At 60.0% G+C, this 17121-nt stretch carries 27 protein-coding genes; 1 reads left to right on the top strand and 26 read right to left on the bottom strand.

Annotated features, from left to right (window positions below; genetic code table 11):
* Positions 1-132 precede the first annotated feature (132 nt).
* The gene (gene ssb, locus DOM58_RS07585) at positions 133-750 is read right to left on the bottom strand and encodes a single-stranded DNA-binding protein (protein WP_110692370.1); all 618 of its coding nucleotides are present in this window, start codon (positions 748-750) and stop codon (positions 133-135) included.
* A gap of 34 nt (positions 751-784) precedes the next feature.
* Positions 785-2167 carry an MFS transporter gene (locus DOM58_RS07580; RefSeq protein WP_075563661.1) on the bottom strand — a complete coding sequence of 461 codons (1383 nt, stop codon included), beginning with the start codon at positions 2165-2167 and terminating at the stop codon, positions 785-787.
* A gap of 160 nt (positions 2168-2327) precedes the next feature.
* Between DOM58_RS07580 and uvrA the strand changes: the two genes are divergently transcribed.
* Complete coding sequence (gene uvrA / locus DOM58_RS07575; protein ID WP_110692368.1) at positions 2328-5180, top strand: excinuclease ABC subunit UvrA; 2853 nt, start codon at positions 2328-2330, stop codon at positions 5178-5180.
* 198 nt (positions 5181-5378) lie between these two features.
* Here the strand turns inward: uvrA and rplQ are convergent, their stop codons facing one another.
* From rplQ to rplB, 24 genes are all read right to left on the bottom strand, one after another.
* Complete coding sequence (gene rplQ, locus DOM58_RS07570) at positions 5379-5765, bottom strand: 50S ribosomal protein L17 (protein ID WP_075563663.1); 387 nt, start codon at positions 5763-5765, stop codon at positions 5379-5381.
* Between the two features lie 83 nt (positions 5766-5848).
* Positions 5849-6847 (bottom strand): DNA-directed RNA polymerase subunit alpha, encoded by a 999-nt coding sequence (locus tag DOM58_RS07565; RefSeq protein WP_075563664.1) that lies wholly within the window; start codon positions 6845-6847, stop codon positions 5849-5851.
* 80 nt (positions 6848-6927) lie between these two features.
* Positions 6928-7548, bottom strand: a complete 621-nt coding sequence (gene rpsD / locus DOM58_RS07560; RefSeq protein WP_110692367.1) for a 30S ribosomal protein S4 — start codon at positions 7546-7548, stop codon at positions 6928-6930.
* A 12-nt stretch (positions 7549-7560) separates the two neighbouring features.
* A complete protein-coding gene (gene rpsK / locus DOM58_RS07555; protein ID WP_009723883.1) occupies positions 7561-7947 on the bottom strand; it encodes a 30S ribosomal protein S11 in 387 nt (128 codons plus the stop codon).
* A gap of 36 nt (positions 7948-7983) precedes the next feature.
* Positions 7984-8340 carry a 30S ribosomal protein S13 gene (gene rpsM / locus DOM58_RS07550; RefSeq protein WP_075563666.1) on the bottom strand — a complete coding sequence of 119 codons (357 nt, stop codon included), beginning with the start codon at positions 8338-8340 and terminating at the stop codon, positions 7984-7986.
* 131 nt (positions 8341-8471) lie between these two features.
* Complete coding sequence (gene rpmJ / locus DOM58_RS07545; protein ID WP_031384759.1) at positions 8472-8585, bottom strand: 50S ribosomal protein L36; 114 nt, start codon at positions 8583-8585, stop codon at positions 8472-8474.
* Between the two features lie 30 nt (positions 8586-8615).
* On the bottom strand, positions 8616-9950 hold the full coding sequence (secY, locus tag DOM58_RS07540; RefSeq protein ID WP_110692366.1) for a preprotein translocase subunit SecY: 1335 nt from the start codon (positions 9948-9950) through the stop codon (positions 8616-8618).
* Positions 9951-10385: a 50S ribosomal protein L15 gene (rplO, locus tag DOM58_RS07535; RefSeq protein ID WP_075563668.1), complete on the bottom strand. Its 435-nt coding sequence runs from the start codon at positions 10383-10385 to the stop codon at positions 9951-9953.
* Positions 10386-10388: 3 nt separating this feature from the next.
* Positions 10389-10571 (bottom strand): 50S ribosomal protein L30, encoded by a 183-nt coding sequence (gene rpmD, locus DOM58_RS07530; protein WP_075563669.1) that lies wholly within the window; start codon positions 10569-10571, stop codon positions 10389-10391.
* Between the two features lie 6 nt (positions 10572-10577).
* Positions 10578-11078 carry a 30S ribosomal protein S5 gene (gene rpsE / locus DOM58_RS07525; RefSeq protein ID WP_075563670.1) on the bottom strand — a complete coding sequence of 167 codons (501 nt, stop codon included), beginning with the start codon at positions 11076-11078 and terminating at the stop codon, positions 10578-10580.
* Between the two features lie 11 nt (positions 11079-11089).
* Positions 11090-11440 (bottom strand): 50S ribosomal protein L18, encoded by a 351-nt coding sequence (rplR, locus tag DOM58_RS07520; protein ID WP_075563671.1) that lies wholly within the window; start codon positions 11438-11440, stop codon positions 11090-11092.
* Positions 11441-11449: 9 nt separating this feature from the next.
* Positions 11450-11980, bottom strand: coding sequence for a 50S ribosomal protein L6 (rplF, locus tag DOM58_RS07515; RefSeq protein ID WP_110692365.1), 531 nt, complete (start codon positions 11978-11980; stop codon positions 11450-11452).
* A gap of 9 nt (positions 11981-11989) precedes the next feature.
* Entirely contained in the window at positions 11990-12382 is a 393-nt protein-coding gene (gene rpsH, locus DOM58_RS07510; RefSeq protein WP_075563673.1) for a 30S ribosomal protein S8, read from the bottom strand.
* Positions 12383-12413: 31 nt separating this feature from the next.
* Entirely contained in the window at positions 12414-12719 is a 306-nt protein-coding gene (gene rpsN / locus DOM58_RS07505; protein ID WP_075563674.1) for a 30S ribosomal protein S14, read from the bottom strand.
* A 10-nt stretch (positions 12720-12729) separates the two neighbouring features.
* Entirely contained in the window at positions 12730-13269 is a 540-nt protein-coding gene (gene rplE, locus DOM58_RS07500) for a 50S ribosomal protein L5 (protein ID WP_075563675.1), read from the bottom strand.
* 18 nt (positions 13270-13287) lie between these two features.
* A complete protein-coding gene (gene rplX / locus DOM58_RS07495) occupies positions 13288-13605 on the bottom strand; it encodes a 50S ribosomal protein L24 (RefSeq protein ID WP_075563676.1) in 318 nt (105 codons plus the stop codon).
* Between the two features lie 14 nt (positions 13606-13619).
* Entirely contained in the window at positions 13620-13991 is a 372-nt protein-coding gene (rplN, locus tag DOM58_RS07490; RefSeq protein WP_035470387.1) for a 50S ribosomal protein L14, read from the bottom strand.
* Between the two features lie 54 nt (positions 13992-14045).
* Positions 14046-14306 (bottom strand): 30S ribosomal protein S17, encoded by a 261-nt coding sequence (gene rpsQ / locus DOM58_RS07485; RefSeq protein ID WP_075563677.1) that lies wholly within the window; start codon positions 14304-14306, stop codon positions 14046-14048.
* A complete protein-coding gene (rpmC, locus tag DOM58_RS07480) occupies positions 14306-14500 on the bottom strand; it encodes a 50S ribosomal protein L29 (RefSeq protein WP_075563678.1) in 195 nt (64 codons plus the stop codon). The genes rpsQ and rpmC overlap by 1 nt, the downstream gene beginning before the upstream one ends.
* Positions 14500-14913, bottom strand: a complete 414-nt coding sequence (gene rplP, locus DOM58_RS07475; RefSeq protein ID WP_071230712.1) for a 50S ribosomal protein L16 — start codon at positions 14911-14913, stop codon at positions 14500-14502. Before rplP ends, rpmC begins: the two co-directional genes overlap by 1 nt.
* Before the next feature lie 14 nt (positions 14914-14927).
* A complete protein-coding gene (gene rpsC, locus DOM58_RS07470; protein WP_075563679.1) occupies positions 14928-15629 on the bottom strand; it encodes a 30S ribosomal protein S3 in 702 nt (233 codons plus the stop codon).
* 11 nt (positions 15630-15640) lie between these two features.
* Complete coding sequence (gene rplV / locus DOM58_RS07465; protein WP_035470378.1) at positions 15641-15973, bottom strand: 50S ribosomal protein L22; 333 nt, start codon at positions 15971-15973, stop codon at positions 15641-15643.
* A 17-nt stretch (positions 15974-15990) separates the two neighbouring features.
* Positions 15991-16266, bottom strand: a complete 276-nt coding sequence (gene rpsS / locus DOM58_RS07460; RefSeq protein ID WP_075563680.1) for a 30S ribosomal protein S19 — start codon at positions 16264-16266, stop codon at positions 15991-15993.
* Positions 16267-16288: 22 nt separating this feature from the next.
* Positions 16289-17116 (bottom strand): 50S ribosomal protein L2, encoded by an 828-nt coding sequence (gene rplB / locus DOM58_RS07455; protein ID WP_110692364.1) that lies wholly within the window; start codon positions 17114-17116, stop codon positions 16289-16291.
* Positions 17117-17121 lie beyond the last annotated feature (5 nt).

Genomic DNA, 17121 nt, shown 5'->3' with positions numbered 1-17121 from the left:
CGCTCCGATGGCCCTCGATCAATTGATCCATTCCCTGCTCTATCGTCAAGCCTTCACGAGGCCAGTGACAAGAACGCCCCGCATTGCGGGGCGCCAAAAGTCGACGGCAAACAGCTCATCGTTCTAAAGACTTCAGAACGGGATCTCGTCATCGAAGTCATCGAAACTGCCCGGATTCGGGGCCCCGTAGTTCGGATTCTGATTGGGCTGCGGTGCAGCTTGGCCTGGCTGCGGCGGACGCTGCTGGGGCTGCCCTGACTGCGGCGGGCGCTGCTGGGGCTGTGGCTGACCGCCCTGGCTGCCCTGCGGCGGCTGATCATAGCCACCCTGCTGGGGCTGCTGGTCGTAGCCGCCCTGGCCGCCGTACTGTCCCTGGGGCTGGGCATAGTCGCCGCCACCCTGGCCGCCGCCGGCGCGGGAATCCAGCATCTGCATGTCGTTGCCGACGATTTCGGTCGAGTAGCGATCCTGGCCGTCCTGCCCCTGCCACTTGCGGGTCTGCAGCCGGCCTTCGATATAGATCCGCGAACCTTTCTTGACGTACTGCTGAGCGATCTCCGCCAGCTTGTTGAACAGCACCACACTGTGCCATTCCGTGCGCTCCTGACGCTGACCGCTCTGACGGTCGGTCCAGCTATCGGTCGTGGCGATGCGCAGGTTGCACACCGGATTTCCCGAGGGCAGGAAGCGGACTTCCGGATCCTGTCCCAGGTTGCCGATCAGGATGACTTTGTTTACACCTCGGGCCATCGTTGTCTCCTCGCATTCCTGCGTTGCGACGCCTTCAGGCGTCGGTTCGTTGCCATTGATTGCCTGCAATACCGGCCAGCGCGTCGACATCCAGGCGCTGGCGGTCGACCTTGAGATAGGCGACACGCTCTTCGCGTACGACCATGACGTCCTCGACACCGGCCACCGAGGCAAAACGCTCGAGTAGTGTATCGAGCCTGTCCATCGATTGCTCGTCGAGTGCGACGATCTCGCTCGAGAGATGACGCGGAGCCGGCATTTTCCACACCACCGCCAGCCAGATCGCGCCGACGATCGCCGCGCCCAGGAACACGCTCTGGACGCCGAACCCCTGGGACAGTGCCCCGCCCAGCGTACCGCCGAGGAAAGCCCCGAAGAACTGGCTGGTCGAATAGACACCCATGGCGGTGCCCTTGGCACCAGCCGGCGCCAATTTGCTGATCATCGACGGCAATGTCGCCTCCAACAGATTGAAGACGACGAAAAAGCCCCAAAGTAGGGTGATCAGAGTGACCCGGTCGTTCGCCAGTTCCCCGAAGCCGAGCAGGATCAGCGTCATCGCCGCGACGGCACCGACGAAGATGGGTTTCATCTTGCGATACTTCTCGGCCACGATGACCAGCGGAATCATGCCGAGAAACGCCAGCGCCATCACCGGCAGATAGACCCAGCCATGATCGGCCGGCGCAAATCCCAGGGCTTCCAGGCGAAACGGCAACGCCGTGAAGCACGCAGTCAGGATCAGGTGCAGGGCGAAGATCGAGAAGTCCAGCCGTAGCAGATCGCTCTGGGCGAGCGTCGCGCGCAGTTGACGCCGATCGATGCCGACATCGCGATGCGGCATCCGCTGTGGCGCTTTCGGCACCAGTTTCCACAGAATCAGCAATCCACAGGCGGCCAGCACAGCGGTAAACCAGAATACGCCGGCGAGCCCGCCGATATTGGCCACCAACGGGCCCACGACCATGGCGATGGCAAAGGCCACGCCGATGGAAAGCCCGATAGTGGCCATCGCCGCGGTACGGATCTCCTCACGGGTCTGGTCGGCCAGCAGCGCCATGATGGCACCAGCGACCGCGCCACTGCCCTGCAGGCAGCGACCGACGATGATACCGGTGATGGATGTGGCGCTGGCGGCAACGATGCTGCCGATGATGAAAAGCACGATGCCGCCGGCGATGACCGCCTTACGGCCAATGCGGTCGGAGAGCAGACCGAAAGGAATTTGCAGGATGGCCTGGGTCAGGCCGTAGCCGCCCAGAGCCATGCCGATGAGCAACGGCGTGGCACCATCGAGATGGTCGGCATAGAGCGCCAGCACCGGCAGGACCATGAACAGGCCCAGCATGCGCGAAGCATAGAGGCTGGCCAGCCCGACGATGGCACGTCGTTCGGTAACGAGAAAGCGAGAAGTCATGGAGGTCACAATATTGGGTGAACTCGGCCAGGCCGAGGGTGGTTCGGAATGAGCGACGCATTTTACCGCTCGCGTTCCGCCAGTGAAAGCAGCCGGCTTTGCCGGGCATTTGATCCGCGACCTATAATGGTCGTTTCCCGCGTCGCAGCACGAGGTAGTCATGGACAGCATTCTGGTCAGGGGCGCACGGACCCATAACCTGAAGAACATTGATGTCGAACTGCCGCGCGACAAGTTGATCGTGGTAACCGGTCTCTCCGGTTCGGGTAAGTCTTCACTCGCATTCGACACGCTTTACGCCGAAGGACAACGACGTTACGTCGAGTCCCTGTCGACCTACGCCCGCCAGTTCCTGTCGATGATGGAAAAGCCCGACGTCGACCATATCGAAGGACTGTCGCCGGCCATCTCCATCGAGCAGAAATCGACTTCGCACAATCCGCGCTCCACCGTGGGCACGATCACCGAGATCTACGACTATCTACGCTTGCTGTTCGCCCGTGCCGGTACGCCGCGGTGTCCCGATCACGACGAGGAGCTCGAGGCCCAGACGGTCTCTCAGATGGTCGATCAGGTGCTGACGCTGCCGGAAGGCAGCCGGCTGATGCTGCTGGCGCCAGTGATCAAGGGCCGCAAGGGCGAGCATCTCCAGCTGCTGAGCGAGCTGCGCGCCCAGGGGTTCGTGCGCGCGGTGATCGACGGCCATACCGTCGAGCTCGACGATGTGCCGGATCTCGACAAGAAGCGCAAGCACGACATCAGCGTGGTGGTCGATCGCATCAAGGTTCGCCCCGATCTGCAGCAGCGTCTGGCGGAATCGTTCGAGACCGCGCTCAATCTGGCCGACGGCACCGCGATCATCCATTTCATGGACGGCGAGCAGGAAAATCTGGCCTTTTCGTCGCGTTTCGCCTGCCCTATCTGCGGCTATTCGCTCTCCGAGCTCGAGCCGCGGCTGTTCTCGTTCAACAACCCCGCCGGCGCCTGCCCGACCTGCGACGGCCTCGGCGTGCGTCAGTTCTTCGATCCCGACAAGCTGATCAGCCATCCGGAGCTATCGCTGGCCGAAGGGGCGATCAAGGGCTGGGACCGTCGCAGCATCTACTATTTCAGCCAGCTGCAGGCGGTCGCCGAACATTATCGCTTCACGCTGGACACGCCGTGGAGCGAACTCGCCCGACACGAGCGCGACCTGGTGCTCAACGGCAGCGGTAAGGACGAAGTCGCGTTCAGCTATGTCAACGACCGGGGCCGCAAGGTCACCCGCGAACACCCCTTCGAAGGCGTGTTGCCCAATCTCGAGCGGCGCTATCGGGAAACCGAGTCGTCGATGGTGCGCGACGACCTCTCCAAATATCTGGCGGTGCGTCCCTGCCCGACCTGCGACGGTACTCGCCTCAAGCGCGAAGCGCGTCACGTCTTCATCGACGGCAACAATCTGCCGACTCTGACCCGTATGCCGGTGGGCGAGGCCTGGGAGTATTTCCGCCAGGTCACGTTGCCGGGCCGCAAGGGCGAAATTGCGGTCAAGATCGTTCACGAAATCCACGCGCGTCTGGAATTCCTGGTCAACGTGGGTCTCGACTATCTGACCCTGGAGCGCAGCGCCGACACGCTTTCCGGCGGCGAGGCGCAGCGCATCCGCCTGGCCAGCCAGATCGGGGCTGGCCTGGTCGGGGTGATGTACATCCTCGATGAGCCGTCGATCGGCCTTCACCAGCGTGACAACGAGCGCCTGCTGCAGACGCTGATTCGATTGCGCGATCTGGGCAACACGGTGATCGTGGTCGAGCACGATGAAGACGCCATTCGCGCCGCTGATCATGTGCTGGATATCGGCCCGGGCGCCGGGGTTCATGGCGGCCAGATCGTCGCTCAGGGCACGCCCGCCGATATTGAGGCCACCCCGGACTCGCTGACCGGGCAGTATCTGTCCGGCAAGCGCCGTATCGAAGTGCCGCCGTATCGAATCCCGGGCAATCCGGAGAAGCAGCTTCATCTGCGCGGCGCCAGCGGCAACAACCTGCAGGACGTCGATCTGGCGCTGCCATTGGGACTGTTCGTGTGCGTGACCGGCGTTTCCGGCTCCGGCAAGTCGACGCTGATCAACTCGACGCTGATGCCGATCGCGGCGCGTGAGCTCAATCGCGCGACCACGCTGACGGCGGCCCCCTACCGCAGCATCGAGGGGCTCGATCAGCTCGACAAGATCATCGATATCGACCAGAGCCCGATCGGCCGGACGCCGCGCTCCAACCCGGCCACCTACACCGGCATCTTTACCCCGATCCGCGAACTATTCTCGGGGACGCAGGAAGCCCGCGCCCGCGGCTACAAGCCGGGGCGGTTCAGTTTCAACGTCAAGGGCGGCCGCTGCGAGGCGTGTCAGGGCGAAGGCATGATCAAGGTGGAGATGCATTTTCTGCCGGACATCTACGTGCCCTGCGACGTCTGCAAGGGCAAACGCTACAACCGCGAGACCCTGGAGATTCACTACAAGGGCAAGAGCATCCACGAAGTGCTCGAGATGACCATCGAGGAAGCGCTGGAGTTCTTCAGCCCGGTGCCGGCGATCGCACGGCGCCTGCAGACGCTGATGGACGTGGGGCTCTCCTACGTCCGCCTGGGCCAGAGCGCCACGACGCTCTCCGGTGGCGAAGCGCAACGCGTCAAGCTGGCTCGCGAGCTGGCCAAGCGCGATACCGGGCAGACGCTGTATATCCTCGATGAGCCGACGACGGGCCTGCACTTCGAGGATATTCGTCAGCTGCTGGGCGTTCTTCACCGGCTGCGCGATCATGGCAACACGGTGGTGGTGATCGAACACAACCTGGACGTGATCAAGACTGCCGACTGGGTGATCGATCTCGGCCCGGAAGGTGGCTCAGGTGGCGGCCGCATCATCGCCGAAGGAACGCCCGAGCAGGTGGCCGCGCTCGAGCAATCCCACACCGGGCGCTTCCTGGCACCACTGCTGCCCGAGCCCAAAGTCCGTAAGGCGAAACGCGCCTGACGGCTCATGGGCGGCGCCGAACGGCGCCGCCGTCGATACTGCACTCTCGACCTGATATCGCCGGGCTGCATTAACGGGCCCGGGGTTCAATCAGCATTCAGGCAATACCCTGCCGACTCCAGCCAGCACCTGGCCAAAAAAAACCGGCTGCCCAATTACTTGGGCAGCCGGTTTGTTGTCGTGCGACAAGCTGAGGGCTTATTCTTCCCCGACAGCTTCTTCCACGACCGGACGATCGACCAGCTCGACGTAGGCCATTGGTGCGTTGTCGCCGGTGCGGAAACCGCACTTCAGCACACGGACGTAGCCGCCCGGGCGATTGACATAACGCGGACCAAGCTCGTTGAAGAGCTTGCCAACGGCTTCCTTGGAGCGGGTGCGGCTGAACGCCAGACGGCGATTCGCCACGCTATCCTGCTTTGACAAGGTAATCAGCGGCTCGATATGACGACGCAGCTCCTTGGCTTTGGGCAGGGTAGTCTTGATCACTTCATGCTCGACCAGCGAGATGCACATGTTCTTGAACATGGCGTGCCGGTGCGAGCTGGTCCGATTCAGATGACGACCACTCTTACGATGACGCATGATTGCTATTCCTTACCAAACTGGTGATTCGAGTCGGCACGCTGGAAGACGGCGCCGGAGCCGGAACTCCGGCGCTATCGCCTCTAGGCTGAAGCCTTGTCGTCTTTCAGACTCGCGGGCGGCCAGCTTTCCAGCCGCATGCCCAGCGAAAGACCGCGCGAAGCCAACACGTCCTTGATCTCGTTCAAGGACTTCTTGCCAAGGTTCGGCGTCTTGAGCAGCTCGACTTCCGTGCGCTGAATCAAATCGCCAATGTAGTAAATATTCTCGGCCTTCAAGCAGTTGGCGCTGCGAACCGTGAGTTCGAGATCATCCACGGGACGCAGAAGAATCGGATCGATCTGATCTTCTTCTTCTTCGATTTCCTGCTCTCTGTCGGCTTCGAGGTCGACGAAGGCGCCCAGCTGCTCCTGAAGAATGGTCGCGCTACGGCGAATCGCTTCTTCAGGGTCCAGGGTGCCATCAGTTTCGAGATCGATGACCAGCTTATCGAGGTCGGTGCGCTGTTCGACACGAGCCGCTTCCACCGAGTAGGACACACGGCGAACGGGGCTGAATGTCGCATCCAGCTGCAGACGACCGATGGCGCGAGATTCGTCCTCGTCGGAGAGCCGCGCATCCGCGGGCTCGTAACCGCGACCCTGAACGATCTTCAGCTGCATTTTCAGCTCGCTGCCATCGTTGAGGTGAGCGATTACATGCTCCGGATTGACGATCTCGACGTCATGACCGACGGCAATGTCACCTGCGGTCATTACACCGGGGCCCTGCTTGTTCAAGGTAAGAACGGCTTCGTCGCGGCCGTGCATCCTGATGGCCACGTCCTTGAGATTCAGCAGAATCTCGATGACGTCTTCCTGAACACCCTCGATGGCGCTGTATTCATGCAACACGCCTTCGATTTCCGCTTCGACCACGGCGCAGCCGGGCATCGAAGAGAGCAGGATGCGACGCAGCGCATTCCCCAGGGTATGGCCGAAACCACGTTCGAAGGGTTCCAGCACGATCTTTGCGTGATGTGCACTGACCTCTTCGACCTTGATGTCGCGGGGACGGAGAAACTCTGTCACTGAACGCTGCATATGAACACCTTCCCAGGCTGCCAAACGAAATTCGGTACTCCAGGCTGGAGTCGGGCCGCGCTAGCGACCCGATCCCAGACTTACTTGGAATACAGCTCGACGATCAGGTTTTCGTTGATGTCGGCAGACAGGTCACCGCGTTCCGGGACAGCCTTGAAAGTGCCTTCCATCTTCTTCGAATCGATGTCGATCCACGTCACGTCGCCACGGTTGGCAGCGATGGACAGGGCCTGCTGGATACGGGCCTGGTTCTTGGCCTTCTCGCGAACAGACACGACGTCGCCGGGACGCACCTGATAGGACGCCACGTTGACGGTACGGCCATTGACCATAATCGCCTTGTGGCTGACCAACTGGCGTGATTCGTTACGCGTGGAGCCGAAGCCCATGCGATAGACCACGTTGTCCAGTCGGCATTCCAGCAGCTGCAGCAAGGATTCACCGGTCGCCCCTTTCAGGCGAGCGGCTTGCTTGTAGTAGTTGCGGAACTGTTTCTCGAGTACGCCATAGATGCGACGTACTTTCTGCTTCTCACGAAGCTGCAAGCCGTAGTCGGAAAGACGCTGACGGCGCTGGCCGTGCACACCCGGGATCTGCTCGGATTTGCACTTCTTCTCGAAGGGAGTGACACCGCTCTTGAGAAAGAGGTCGGTACCTTCACGACGAGACAGTTTACACTTGGGACCTAGATAACGAGCCATGAGTCAGTCTCCTTAGACGCGGCGTTTCTTCGGCGGACGGCAACCGTTGTGCGGGATCGGCGTCGCGTCAGTAATGCTCTGTACACGGAAGCCGGCGGCATTGAGTGCTCGCACGGCAGACTCACGGCCAGGACCTGGGCCCTTGACCAGCACGTCGACGTTTTTCACACCATACTCGGCTGCAGCAGTCGCTGCACGTTCGCTCGCTACTTGAGCTGCGAACGGGGTGCTCTTGCGAGAACCACGAAAACCCGAACCACCGGCTGTTGCCCAAGAAAGCGCATTGCCCTGGCGGTCTGTGATCGTCACGATCGTATTGTTAAAAGAGGCGTGGATGTGCGCGACGGCGTCCACAACCTGCTTTTTAACCTTTTTACGGTTACTACGCGGGTTAGCCATGTTGATGTATCCTGATCTTAAACGCCGGAACGTTAATTACTTACGAATCGGTTTACGCGGTCCCTTACGGGTACGCGCATTGGTCTTGGTACGCTGACCACGCAGCGGTAGACCACGACGATGGCGCAGACCTCGGTAACAACCCAAGTCCATGAGGCGCTTGATATTCAGCGTCACATCACGGCGAAGGTCGCCTTCTACGGTGTACTTACCCACTTCGGTACGCAGCACGTCGAGCTCTTCGCCAGACAGTTCCTGGACCTTAGTGGTCGGTGCGATACCGGCAGCAACGCAAACTGCTTCTGCGCGCGTGCGGCCAATCCCGTAGATGTAGGTCAGCGAGATCGCCGCATGCTTGTTGTCCGGGATATTGACGCCTGCAATACGGGCCATCAGCTTACTCCGAATGTTGAGCGGCTTGCTCGTTAGTCTTCCACGAAGGGCGCAATAGCATACCCCCTGACCTCTCTCAAGGCAAGGGGTATGCCAATGGCCCGCTTTTTACTCACAGCGTAGGGATCGAATTAACCCTGACGCTGCTTGTGACGAGGTTCGGTGCAAATTACACGAACCGCGCCATTGCGCCGAATGATCTTGCAGTTACGGCACATTTTCTTTACAGAAGCTCGAACTTTCATCGTTCTCTCCAAATGCTCTCTGGCGGAGGCTCAGCGCGTCAGGCCGCCGCTACCGTAGCCCTTCAGGTTCGATTTCTTCATCACCGACTCATACTGATGAGACATCAGATGAGACTGAACCTGGGCCATGAAGTCCATGATTACCACCACCACGATCAGCAGCGACGTACCGCCAAAGTAGAACGGCACCTGCCAGGCCACCATCAGGAACTGCGGCATCAACGAGACCAGCGTGATGTAGAGCGCCCCGAACAGGGTCAGGCGCGTCATCACCTTGTCGACGTAGCGTGCGGTCTGCTCTCCCGGACGAATCCCCGGCAGAAAGGCACCGGACTTCTTCAGGTTGTCGGCGACATCCTTCGGATTAAACACCAACGCCGTATAGAAGAAGCAGAAGAACAGCACTGCCGCCGCGAACAGGATGATGTACAGCGGCGCACCCGGGGCGAGCTGTTGAGAAGCAACCTGCAGCCACTCGAAGCCATCGCTCTGGCCCAGCCACTGGCCGATCGAACCGGGAAACAGCAGAATGCTGGACGCGAAGATCGGCGGAATGACACCCGCCATGTTGACCTTCAGCGGCAGATAGCTGCTCTGACCGGCATACATCTTGTTGCCGACCTGACGACGCGGATAGTTCACCGTGATACGGCGTTGTCCACGCTCGATGAACACCACGAAGGCAATCGTCGCGATACCCAGAACCGCCAACGCCAACAGCGGCAGTACGTTCCAGGCGCCGTCGTTCCGCGCCAACTCGAACGACTGACCGATCGCGTTGGGCAGGCCTGCCACGATGCCGGAAAAGATGATCAGCGAAATGCCGTTGCCGATCCCTTTCTCGGTGATCTGCTCGCCCAGCCACATCAGGAATACCGCACCGGCCACGAAGGTCACGACGGCGGTGAAATAGAAACTGATGTCACCAGAGTAAGCAACGCCCTGACTGACCAGACCAACTGACATGCCGGTCGCCTGGATCAGCGCCAGCAACACCGTGCCGTAGCGGGTGTACTGGTTGATCTTGCGACGCCCGGCCTCGCCTTCCTTCTTCAGCGCTTCGAGCTGAGGCGATACCGCGGTCAGAAGCTGCATGATGATCGACGCGGAGATGTACGGCATGATCCCCAGCGCGAAGATACTCATGCGCTGCAGCGCACCCCCCGAGAACATGTTGAACATGCCCAGGATGGTGCCCTGGTTCTCCCGAAACAGGGCAGCCAGCTGGTCAGGATCGATGCCGGGGACGGGGATGTGGGCACCAATGCGGTACACCACGATCGCGATGAAGACGAAACGCAGGCGTGCCCACAGCTCGCTGAGACCACTACCCTTGTTCGCCGGCATGTTTCCTGACTTAGCCATTTAGTCCTCTACTTTGCCACCGGCCGCTTCGATCGCAGCACGCGCACCTTTGGTGACCTTGAGGCCACGCACGGTAACCGCCTTGCTCAACTCGCCGGAAAGAACGACCTTGGCGTACTCGGTAGCATTCTTGAGCACGTTGGCCTTCTTCAGGCTGGCGAGATCAGCGACGTCGCCTTCGACCTTACCCAGTTCGGCAAGGCGGACTTCTTCGGACACCAGCGACTTGCGCGAGGTGAAACCGAATTTCGGCAGACGACGCTGCAAGGGCATTTGACCGCCCTCGAAGCCCGGCTTGACCGAGCCACCAGAGCGAGACTTCAAGCCCTTGTGACCGCGGCCACCAGTCTTGCCCAGGCCAGAACCGATACCGCGACCAAGACGCTTTTCAGCGTGCTTGGAACCCGGAGCCGGGCTTAAGCTATTGAGTTTCATGGATTACTCTCCCTCGATTCGAACAAGGTAGTTGACCTTGTTGATCATGCCGCGAACGGCGGGGGTGTCTTCCAGCTCGACCGAGTGCCCAATTCGACGCAGACCGAGACCGGTCATTGTCGCCCTGTGCTTCTGCAAAACACCGATAGTGCTGCGGGTCTGAGTGATTTTGATCGTCTGTGCCATGGTCCGTTACCCCGCCAGCTCTTCGACAGACAGGCCACGCTTGGCGGCGATGTCATCCCGAGATTGCATGGATTCGAGCCCCTTGATCGTGGCACGAACCACGTTCACCGGGTTGGTGGAACCGTAGCACTTGGCCAGAACGTCATGCACGCCGGCCAGTTCGAGCACGGAGCGCATCGCGCCACCGGCGATGATGCCGGTACCTTCGGAAGCCGGCTGCATGTAGACCTTGGACGCACCGTGACGGGAGCGCACAGGGTACTGCAGCGTGCTGCCGCTGAGGCTGACCTTGACCATGTTGCGGCGAGCCTGGTCCATGGCCTTCTGGATCGCGACCGGCACTTCGCGTGCCTTGCCGCGACCGAAGCCAACCCGGCCATTGCCATCGCCAACGACGGTCAGCGCGGTGAAACCGAAGATACGGCCACCCTTGACCACCTTGGCGACGCGGTTGACCTGCACCAACTTCTCTTGCAGATCTCCGCCCTTCTGTTCGTTATTCGCCATCGTAAAACCCTTTAGAATTGCAGACCGCCTTCGCGTGCGGCATCAGCCAACGCTTTGACACGCCCGTGGTACTGGAACCCGGCGCGGTCAAAAGCAACCTGAGAGATGCCGGCATCCTTGGCGCGCTCGGCAATCAGAGCACCCACCTTGGCAGCCGCGTCAGCGTTGCCCGTGGCACCTTCGCGCAGGCTCTTGTCCAGCGTGGAAGCGCTGGCCAGTACCTGGCCGCCGTCCGGTGAGATGATCTGCGCATACATGTGTCGCGGGGTGCGGTTGACGCACAGGCGAAACACACCCAAGTCGCGGATCTTGGCACGGGCGCGGCGGGCACGACGGAGACGAGATTCTTTCTTCGCGTTCATAACCCTGCCTTACTTCTTCTTGGCTTCTTTGCGGCGGACACGTTCGTCGCTGTACCGCACCCCTTTGCCCTTGTAGGGCTCCGGCGGACGGAACGCACGAATTTCCGCTGCCACCTGACCGAGCTTCTGCTTGTCCGCGCTTTTCAGCACAATCACGGTGTTCTTGGGCGTTTCCGCCGTGACACCTTCGGGAAGCGTGTAGTCGATCGGATGTGAGAAACCGAGTGTTAGGTTCAGCGTCTTGCCACTAGCCTGGGCACGATAGCCGACGCCATTGATTTCCAGCGACCGAGTGAAACCCTCGGAGGCGCCGGTGACCATATTCTGGACCAGGGCACGCGTGGTGCCGACCATGGCCCAAGTTTTCGCCGTTTCGCTCGGGACGAAAACCAGCTGACCGTCTTCCTGAGTGATCTTCACGTCGGGATGCACGGTCAGTTCAAGCGTGCCCTGGCCGCCCTTGACGGACAGCTGGTCGCCGTCGAACTTCGCTTCGACGCCGCTGGGCAGTTTAACCGGATACTTGGCTACGCGAGACATTTCTCACTCCTAGAATACGGTGCAGATGACTTCACCACCGACACCCGCCTGGCGTGCGGCACGATCGGTCATGACACCCTGAGAGGTGGTGACGATCGCCACACCCAGACCGTCCGCGATCTTGGGCAGTTCACTCTTGCCCTTGTAGATCCGCAGTGACGGCTTGGACATACGCTGGAGGTGCTCGATGACCGGCTTGCCCTCGAAGTACTTGAGGGTCACGGTCAATTCGGGCTTGGCGCCTTCAGTGACCGTAGCGTCGGTGATGTAGCCTTCCTGCTTGAGTACGCGGGCCACTTCAACCTTGAGCTTGGAAGACGGCATGGTAACCGTCTCCTTGGTGGCCATCTGCGCATTACGGATACGAGTACACATATCCGCCAGAGTATCTTGCATGCTCATTACATTGCGCTCCTGAATTCCTCGACGTGGCTTACCAGCTGGACTTCTTCAGTCCAGGGACGTCGCCACGCATCGCAGCTTCGCGCAGCTTGTTACGGGCCAGTCCGAACTTGTTGTAGTAACCGTGCGGACGACCAGTAATGCGGCAGCGGTTGCGCTGACGGACCTGACTGGAGTCCCGCGGCAACTGTTGCAGCTTCAGCTGAGCGTCGAAGCGCTCTTCGTCAGAAGCGTTGACGTCATAAATGACGGTTTTCAGCGCGGTACGCTTGGCGGCGTATTTGTCGACCAGCTTCGCGCGCTTGAGCTCACGCTCAATCATGCTTTTCTTTGCCATGAATCCACCCTTATTGCTTGAACGGGAAGTTCAGCGCGCTGAGCAGCGCACGACCTTCTTCGTCGGTGATGGCGCTGGTCGTAATGGTGACATCCAGACCACGAATCCGGTCGATCTTATCATATTCGATCTCCGGAAAGATGATCTGCTCCCGTACGCCCATGGAGTAGTTGCCACGTCCGTCGAAGGATTTCGGGTTCAGACCGCGGAAGTCACGTACGCGAGGAATCGCGATGTTGACCAGCCGGTCCAGAAATTCCCACATCCGTTCGCGGCGCAGCGTCACCTTGACGCCAATCGGCCAGCCTTCGCGGACTTTGAAGCCTGCGATGGACTTGCGCGCCTTGGTCACTACCGGCTTCTGACCGGAGAGCTTCTCCAGGTCGCCGACAGCATTGTCGATCAGCTTTTTGTCGCTGGTCGCTTCGCCGATGCCCATGTTCAGGGTCACTTTGGTGATCCGGGGCACCTGCATAACGTTGGCATAGCTGAACTGCTCTTTGAGCTGAGCCATGACTTCGTTTTGATAACGTTCTTTCAAGTTCGCCATTTTGCTACCCGACTCGCGTTAGGCGTCGATCTGCTTCTGCGTCGACTTGTAGATACGTACCTTGGTACCGTCTTCCTGCAGCTGGAAGCCGACGCGATCCGCTTTGCCGGTCTCCGCATTGAAGATCGCCACGTTAGACGCATGGATCGGAGCCTCACGCTCGACGATACCCCCCGGGTTGCCAACCATAGGATTGGGCTTGGTGTGGCGCTTGATCATGTTCACGCCCGAAACGACATAACGATCGTTTTCGAGGACGCGCTTGATCGTGCCACGCTTGCCCTTGTCCTTGCCGGCGATGACGATAACTTCGTCGTCACGTTTGATCTTGTGCATATCCGCCTCGCTCCTTACAGCACTTCGGGCGCCAAGGAAATGATCTTCATGAACTTTTCGTTACGCAGTTCACGAGTTACCGGTCCGAAGATACGGGTGCCGATCGGCTGTTCGTTGGTGTTGTTCAACAGAACCGCCGCATTTCCGTCGAAGCGGATCAGCGAACCGTCGTTACGACGGACACCGCTGCGCGTACGCACCACCACCGCCTTGAGGACCTGGCCTTTCTTGACCTTGCCCCGCGGGATGGCTTCTTTGACCGTCACTTTAATGACGTCGCCAACGCGAGCGTAACGGCGGTGTGAACCGCCCAGCACCTTGATGCACTGCACCCGGCGCGCGCCGCTGTTGTCCGCGACATCCAGCATTGTCTGCGTCTGAATCATTGGTTTTCTCCAAACCTAATCTGACTGCACTGGTTCAGAAGGCGCCTGTCGGGCTCAGCCCTTGGCCTGCTCGACCACCTCGACCAACGCCCAGGCCTTCTTCTTGGACAGCGGACGGCATTCCTGAATGGATACCAGATCGCCGGCCTTGGCCTGATTCGTCTCGTCGTGGGCGTGCAGCTTGGTGGAGCGCTTCATGTACTTGCCGTAGATCGGATGGCGCTCACGGCGCTCGATCAATACGACAATCGATTTTTCCATCTTGTCGCTCACCACCCTGCCGGTGAGCGTACGTGCTTTGCTTGCTTCAGCCATCATTGGTCACCTGACTTCTGGTTGAGCACAGTCTTGACGCGAGCGATGTCGCGACGAACCTGCTTCAGCAGATGCGTCTGGCTCAGCTGGCCGGTGGCCTTCTGCATGCGCAGGTTGAACTGCTCGCGGAGCAGTTCGAAAAGCTGCTCCTGCAGCGCATCGACTGACTTTTCACGCATTTCGTTGGCTTTCATCACATCACCGTCCGTTTCACAAAGGTGGTGGAGATGGGCATTTTCTGGGCCGCCAGAGAGAAGGCTTCACGCGCCAGCTCTTCGGAAACACCTTCAATTTCGTAAAGCACTCTGCCCGGCTGAATCTGGGCGACCCAGTACTCGACGGAACCCTTACCTTTACCCATACGAACCTCGAGAGGCTTGTTGGTAATCGGCTTGTCCGGGAATACACGGATCCAGATCTTGCCACCACGTTTGACGTGACGGGTAATGGCACGACGACCCGCCTCGATCTGACGTGCGGTGATGCGGCCGCGATCGGTGGCCTTGAGACCGAAGTCCCCGAAACTCACCTTGCTGCCGCGATGCGCCAGGCCGCGGTTACGACCTTTCTGCACCTTGCGAAACTTTGTACGCTTGGGTTGCAACATCGATCAGTCTCCCCTTACCTGGAACCTTTCTTCTTCGATGCGGGTGCCTGAGCCTGTTGCTTCTGCTTGGCACGCACCTCTTCGATGCCCCCGAGGATTTCGCCCTTGAAGACCCAGACCTTGACGCCGATGACGCCGTAGGTTGTGTGGGCTTCGTAAGTGGCGTAATCGATATCGGCACGCAGCGTATGAAGCGGTACGCGACCTTCGCGATACCATTCGGTACGTGCGATTTCGGCACCACCCAGACGACCGGAGAGCTGCACCTTGAAACCGCCGGCGCCCAGACGCATGGCGTTCTGAACGGCACGTTTCATGGCGCGACGGAACATCACGCGACGTTCGAGCTGACCGGCGATGTTCTGCGCGACCAGAGCGGCGTCGAGTTCCGGCTTGCGGACTTCTTCGATGTTGACGTGTACCGGCACACCCATCATGCGGGTGACTTCCTGACGCAGACGATCGACGTCCTCACCCTTCTTGCCAATCACGATGCCCGGACGGGCGGTGTGAATGGTAATACGGGCGTTGTTGGCCGGACGCTCGATGGTGATGCGGCTCACGGAAGCGTTCTTCAAACGCTCCTCGAGGTAGCGACGCACTTCCAGATCGCTGTTCAGCTTGTCGGCATAGGCACCACGCTCGGCATACCATACCGAGGTGTGATCCTTGACGATGCCCAGTCGGATTCCGACTGGATTGACTTTCTGACCCATCTGGTCGACTCCTACTTCTCGGCTACCTTGACGGTGATGTGGCAGGTGCGCTTCAGAATGCGATCCGCACGGCCTTTGGCGCGCGGTTGAATGCGCTTGAGCGTCATGCCCTCATCGACACAGATGGTCGAGACACGCAGCTCGTCGATGTCCATGCCGTTGTTTTCTTCCGCATTGGCGATCGCGGACTGCAACACCTTCTTGACCAACTTGGCGGCCTTCTTCGGTGAGAAGGTCAGCACGTCGAGCGCTTCGGCGACCGGCTTACCGCGCACCTGGTCAGCCACCAAACGGGCCTTCTGGGCGGATAAGCTCGCGCCACGCAACTTAGCAGCGACTTCCATCTCTTATTCCTCTTGGCTTACCGTTTGGCTTTCTTGTCCGCCGCATGACCGCGATAAGTGCGGGTAGCAGCGAACTCGCCCAACTTGTGGCCGACCATTTCCTCGGAGACATGCACCGGGACATGCTGGCGACCGTTATGTACCGCAATGGTGAGCCCGACCATATTCGGCAGGATCATCGAACGACGCGACCAGGTCTTGATCGGTTTGCGATCGTTCTTTTCCGTTGCGACGTCGACCTTCTTCAACAGATGAAGGTCAATGAAAGGACCTTTCTTCAGTGAACGTGGCACAGCCGTTACCTCTTAATGTCTGTTACTTGGACTTGCGGCGACGAACGATGAGCTTGTCGGTACGCTTGTTCTTGCGGGTCTTGTGGCCCTTGGTGGGGATACCCCACGGGCTGACCGGATGACGACCACCGCTGGTGCGGCCTTCACCGCCGCCGTGCGGGTGATCCACCGGGTTCATTGCGACACCGCGAACAGTCGGGCGCACCCCTCTCCAACGTTTCGCACCGGCCTTGCCCAATTGACGCAGGCTGTGCTCAGAGTTACCGACTTCGCCCAATGTCGCACGGCACTCGGACAGTACGCGACGCATCTCGCCGGAGCGAAGACGCAGCGTGGCGTAGTTGCCTTCACGGGCGACCAGCTGAGCGCTGGCACCGGCGCTACGAGCAATCTGCGCACCCTTGCCCGGCTTCAATTCGATGCAGTGCACCGTCGAGCCGACCGGGATGTTACGCAGCGGCAGCGCGTTGCCGCGCTTGATGGCGGCGTTGACACCGGACTCCACCACGTCGCCGACCTTGACGGTCTTGGGCGCGATGATGTAACGACGCTCGCCGTCCATGTACTTCAGCAGCGCGATGTTGGCGCTACGGTTCGGATCGTATTCGATGCGCTCGACGGTGGCCTTGATGCCATCCTTGATGCGCTTGAAATCGATCAAACGATAATGCTGACGATGACCACCGCCCACGTGACGCGTGGTGATGCGGCCATTGTTGTTACGCCCACCCGACTTCGACTGCTTCTCGACCAGCGCACCGTAGGCGCGGCCCTTGAAGAGCTCGTCGTTGACGACTTTGACGACGTGACGACGACCGGCGGAGGTGGGTTTTGTCTTGACTACTGCCATGATCC

This window comes from Salinicola halophyticus (assembly GCF_003206695.1).
Classification (GTDB): domain Bacteria; phylum Pseudomonadota; class Gammaproteobacteria; order Pseudomonadales; family Halomonadaceae; genus Salinicola; species Salinicola halophyticus.
This window is presented reverse-complemented; position numbering and strand designations above follow the sequence as displayed.

What these genes read in the sequence shown, in the direction of transcription:
- ssb (WP_110692370.1), bottom strand. Translation starts at nt 750, where the DNA reads ATGGCCCGAGGTGTAAACAAAGTCATCCTGATCGGCAACCTGGGACAG.
- DOM58_RS07580 (WP_075563661.1), bottom strand. Translation starts at nt 2,167, where the DNA reads ATGACTTCTCGCTTTCTCGTTACCGAACGACGTGCCATCGTCGGGCTG.
- uvrA (WP_110692368.1), top strand. Translation starts at nt 2,328, where the DNA reads ATGGACAGCATTCTGGTCAGGGGCGCACGGACCCATAACCTGAAGAAC.
- rplQ (WP_075563663.1), bottom strand. Translation starts at nt 5,765, where the DNA reads ATGCGTCATCGTAAGAGTGGTCGTCATCTGAATCGGACCAGCTCGCAC.
- DOM58_RS07565 (WP_075563664.1), bottom strand. Translation starts at nt 6,847, where the DNA reads ATGCAGCGTTCAGTGACAGAGTTTCTCCGTCCCCGCGACATCAAGGTC.
- rpsD (WP_110692367.1), bottom strand. Translation starts at nt 7,548, where the DNA reads ATGGCTCGTTATCTAGGTCCCAAGTGTAAACTGTCTCGTCGTGAAGGT.
- rpsK (WP_009723883.1), bottom strand. Translation starts at nt 7,947, where the DNA reads ATGGCTAACCCGCGTAGTAACCGTAAAAAGGTTAAAAAGCAGGTTGTG.
- rpsM (WP_075563666.1), bottom strand. Translation starts at nt 8,340, where the DNA reads ATGGCCCGTATTGCAGGCGTCAATATCCCGGACAACAAGCATGCGGCG.
- rpmJ (WP_031384759.1), bottom strand. Translation starts at nt 8,585, where the DNA reads ATGAAAGTTCGAGCTTCTGTAAAGAAAATGTGCCGTAACTGCAAGATC.
- secY (WP_110692366.1), bottom strand. Translation starts at nt 9,950, where the DNA reads ATGGCTAAGTCAGGAAACATGCCGGCGAACAAGGGTAGTGGTCTCAGC.
- rplO (WP_075563668.1), bottom strand. Translation starts at nt 10,385, where the DNA reads ATGAAACTCAATAGCTTAAGCCCGGCTCCGGGTTCCAAGCACGCTGAA.
- rpmD (WP_075563669.1), bottom strand. Translation starts at nt 10,571, where the DNA reads ATGGCACAGACGATCAAAATCACTCAGACCCGCAGCACTATCGGTGTT.
- rpsE (WP_075563670.1), bottom strand. Translation starts at nt 11,078, where the DNA reads ATGGCGAATAACGAACAGAAGGGCGGAGATCTGCAAGAGAAGTTGGTG.
- rplR (WP_075563671.1), bottom strand. Translation starts at nt 11,440, where the DNA reads ATGAACGCGAAGAAAGAATCTCGTCTCCGTCGTGCCCGCCGCGCCCGT.
- rplF (WP_110692365.1), bottom strand. Translation starts at nt 11,980, where the DNA reads ATGTCTCGCGTAGCCAAGTATCCGGTTAAACTGCCCAGCGGCGTCGAA.
- rpsH (WP_075563673.1), bottom strand. Translation starts at nt 12,382, where the DNA reads ATGAGCATGCAAGATACTCTGGCGGATATGTGTACTCGTATCCGTAAT.
- rpsN (WP_075563674.1), bottom strand. Translation starts at nt 12,719, where the DNA reads ATGGCAAAGAAAAGCATGATTGAGCGTGAGCTCAAGCGCGCGAAGCTG.
- rplE (WP_075563675.1), bottom strand. Translation starts at nt 13,269, where the DNA reads ATGGCGAACTTGAAAGAACGTTATCAAAACGAAGTCATGGCTCAGCTC.
- rplX (WP_075563676.1), bottom strand. Translation starts at nt 13,605, where the DNA reads ATGCACAAGATCAAACGTGACGACGAAGTTATCGTCATCGCCGGCAAG.
- rplN (WP_035470387.1), bottom strand. Translation starts at nt 13,991, where the DNA reads ATGATTCAGACGCAGACAATGCTGGATGTCGCGGACAACAGCGGCGCG.
- rpsQ (WP_075563677.1), bottom strand. Translation starts at nt 14,306, where the DNA reads ATGGCTGAAGCAAGCAAAGCACGTACGCTCACCGGCAGGGTGGTGAGC.
- rpmC (WP_075563678.1), bottom strand. Translation starts at nt 14,500, where the DNA reads ATGAAAGCCAACGAAATGCGTGAAAAGTCAGTCGATGCGCTGCAGGAG.
- rplP (WP_071230712.1), bottom strand. Translation starts at nt 14,913, where the DNA reads ATGTTGCAACCCAAGCGTACAAAGTTTCGCAAGGTGCAGAAAGGTCGT.
- rpsC (WP_075563679.1), bottom strand. Translation starts at nt 15,629, where the DNA reads ATGGGTCAGAAAGTCAATCCAGTCGGAATCCGACTGGGCATCGTCAAG.
- rplV (WP_035470378.1), bottom strand. Translation starts at nt 15,973, where the DNA reads ATGGAAGTCGCTGCTAAGTTGCGTGGCGCGAGCTTATCCGCCCAGAAG.
- rplB (WP_110692364.1), bottom strand. Translation starts at nt 17,116, where the DNA reads ATGGCAGTAGTCAAGACAAAACCCACCTCCGCCGGTCGTCGTCACGTC.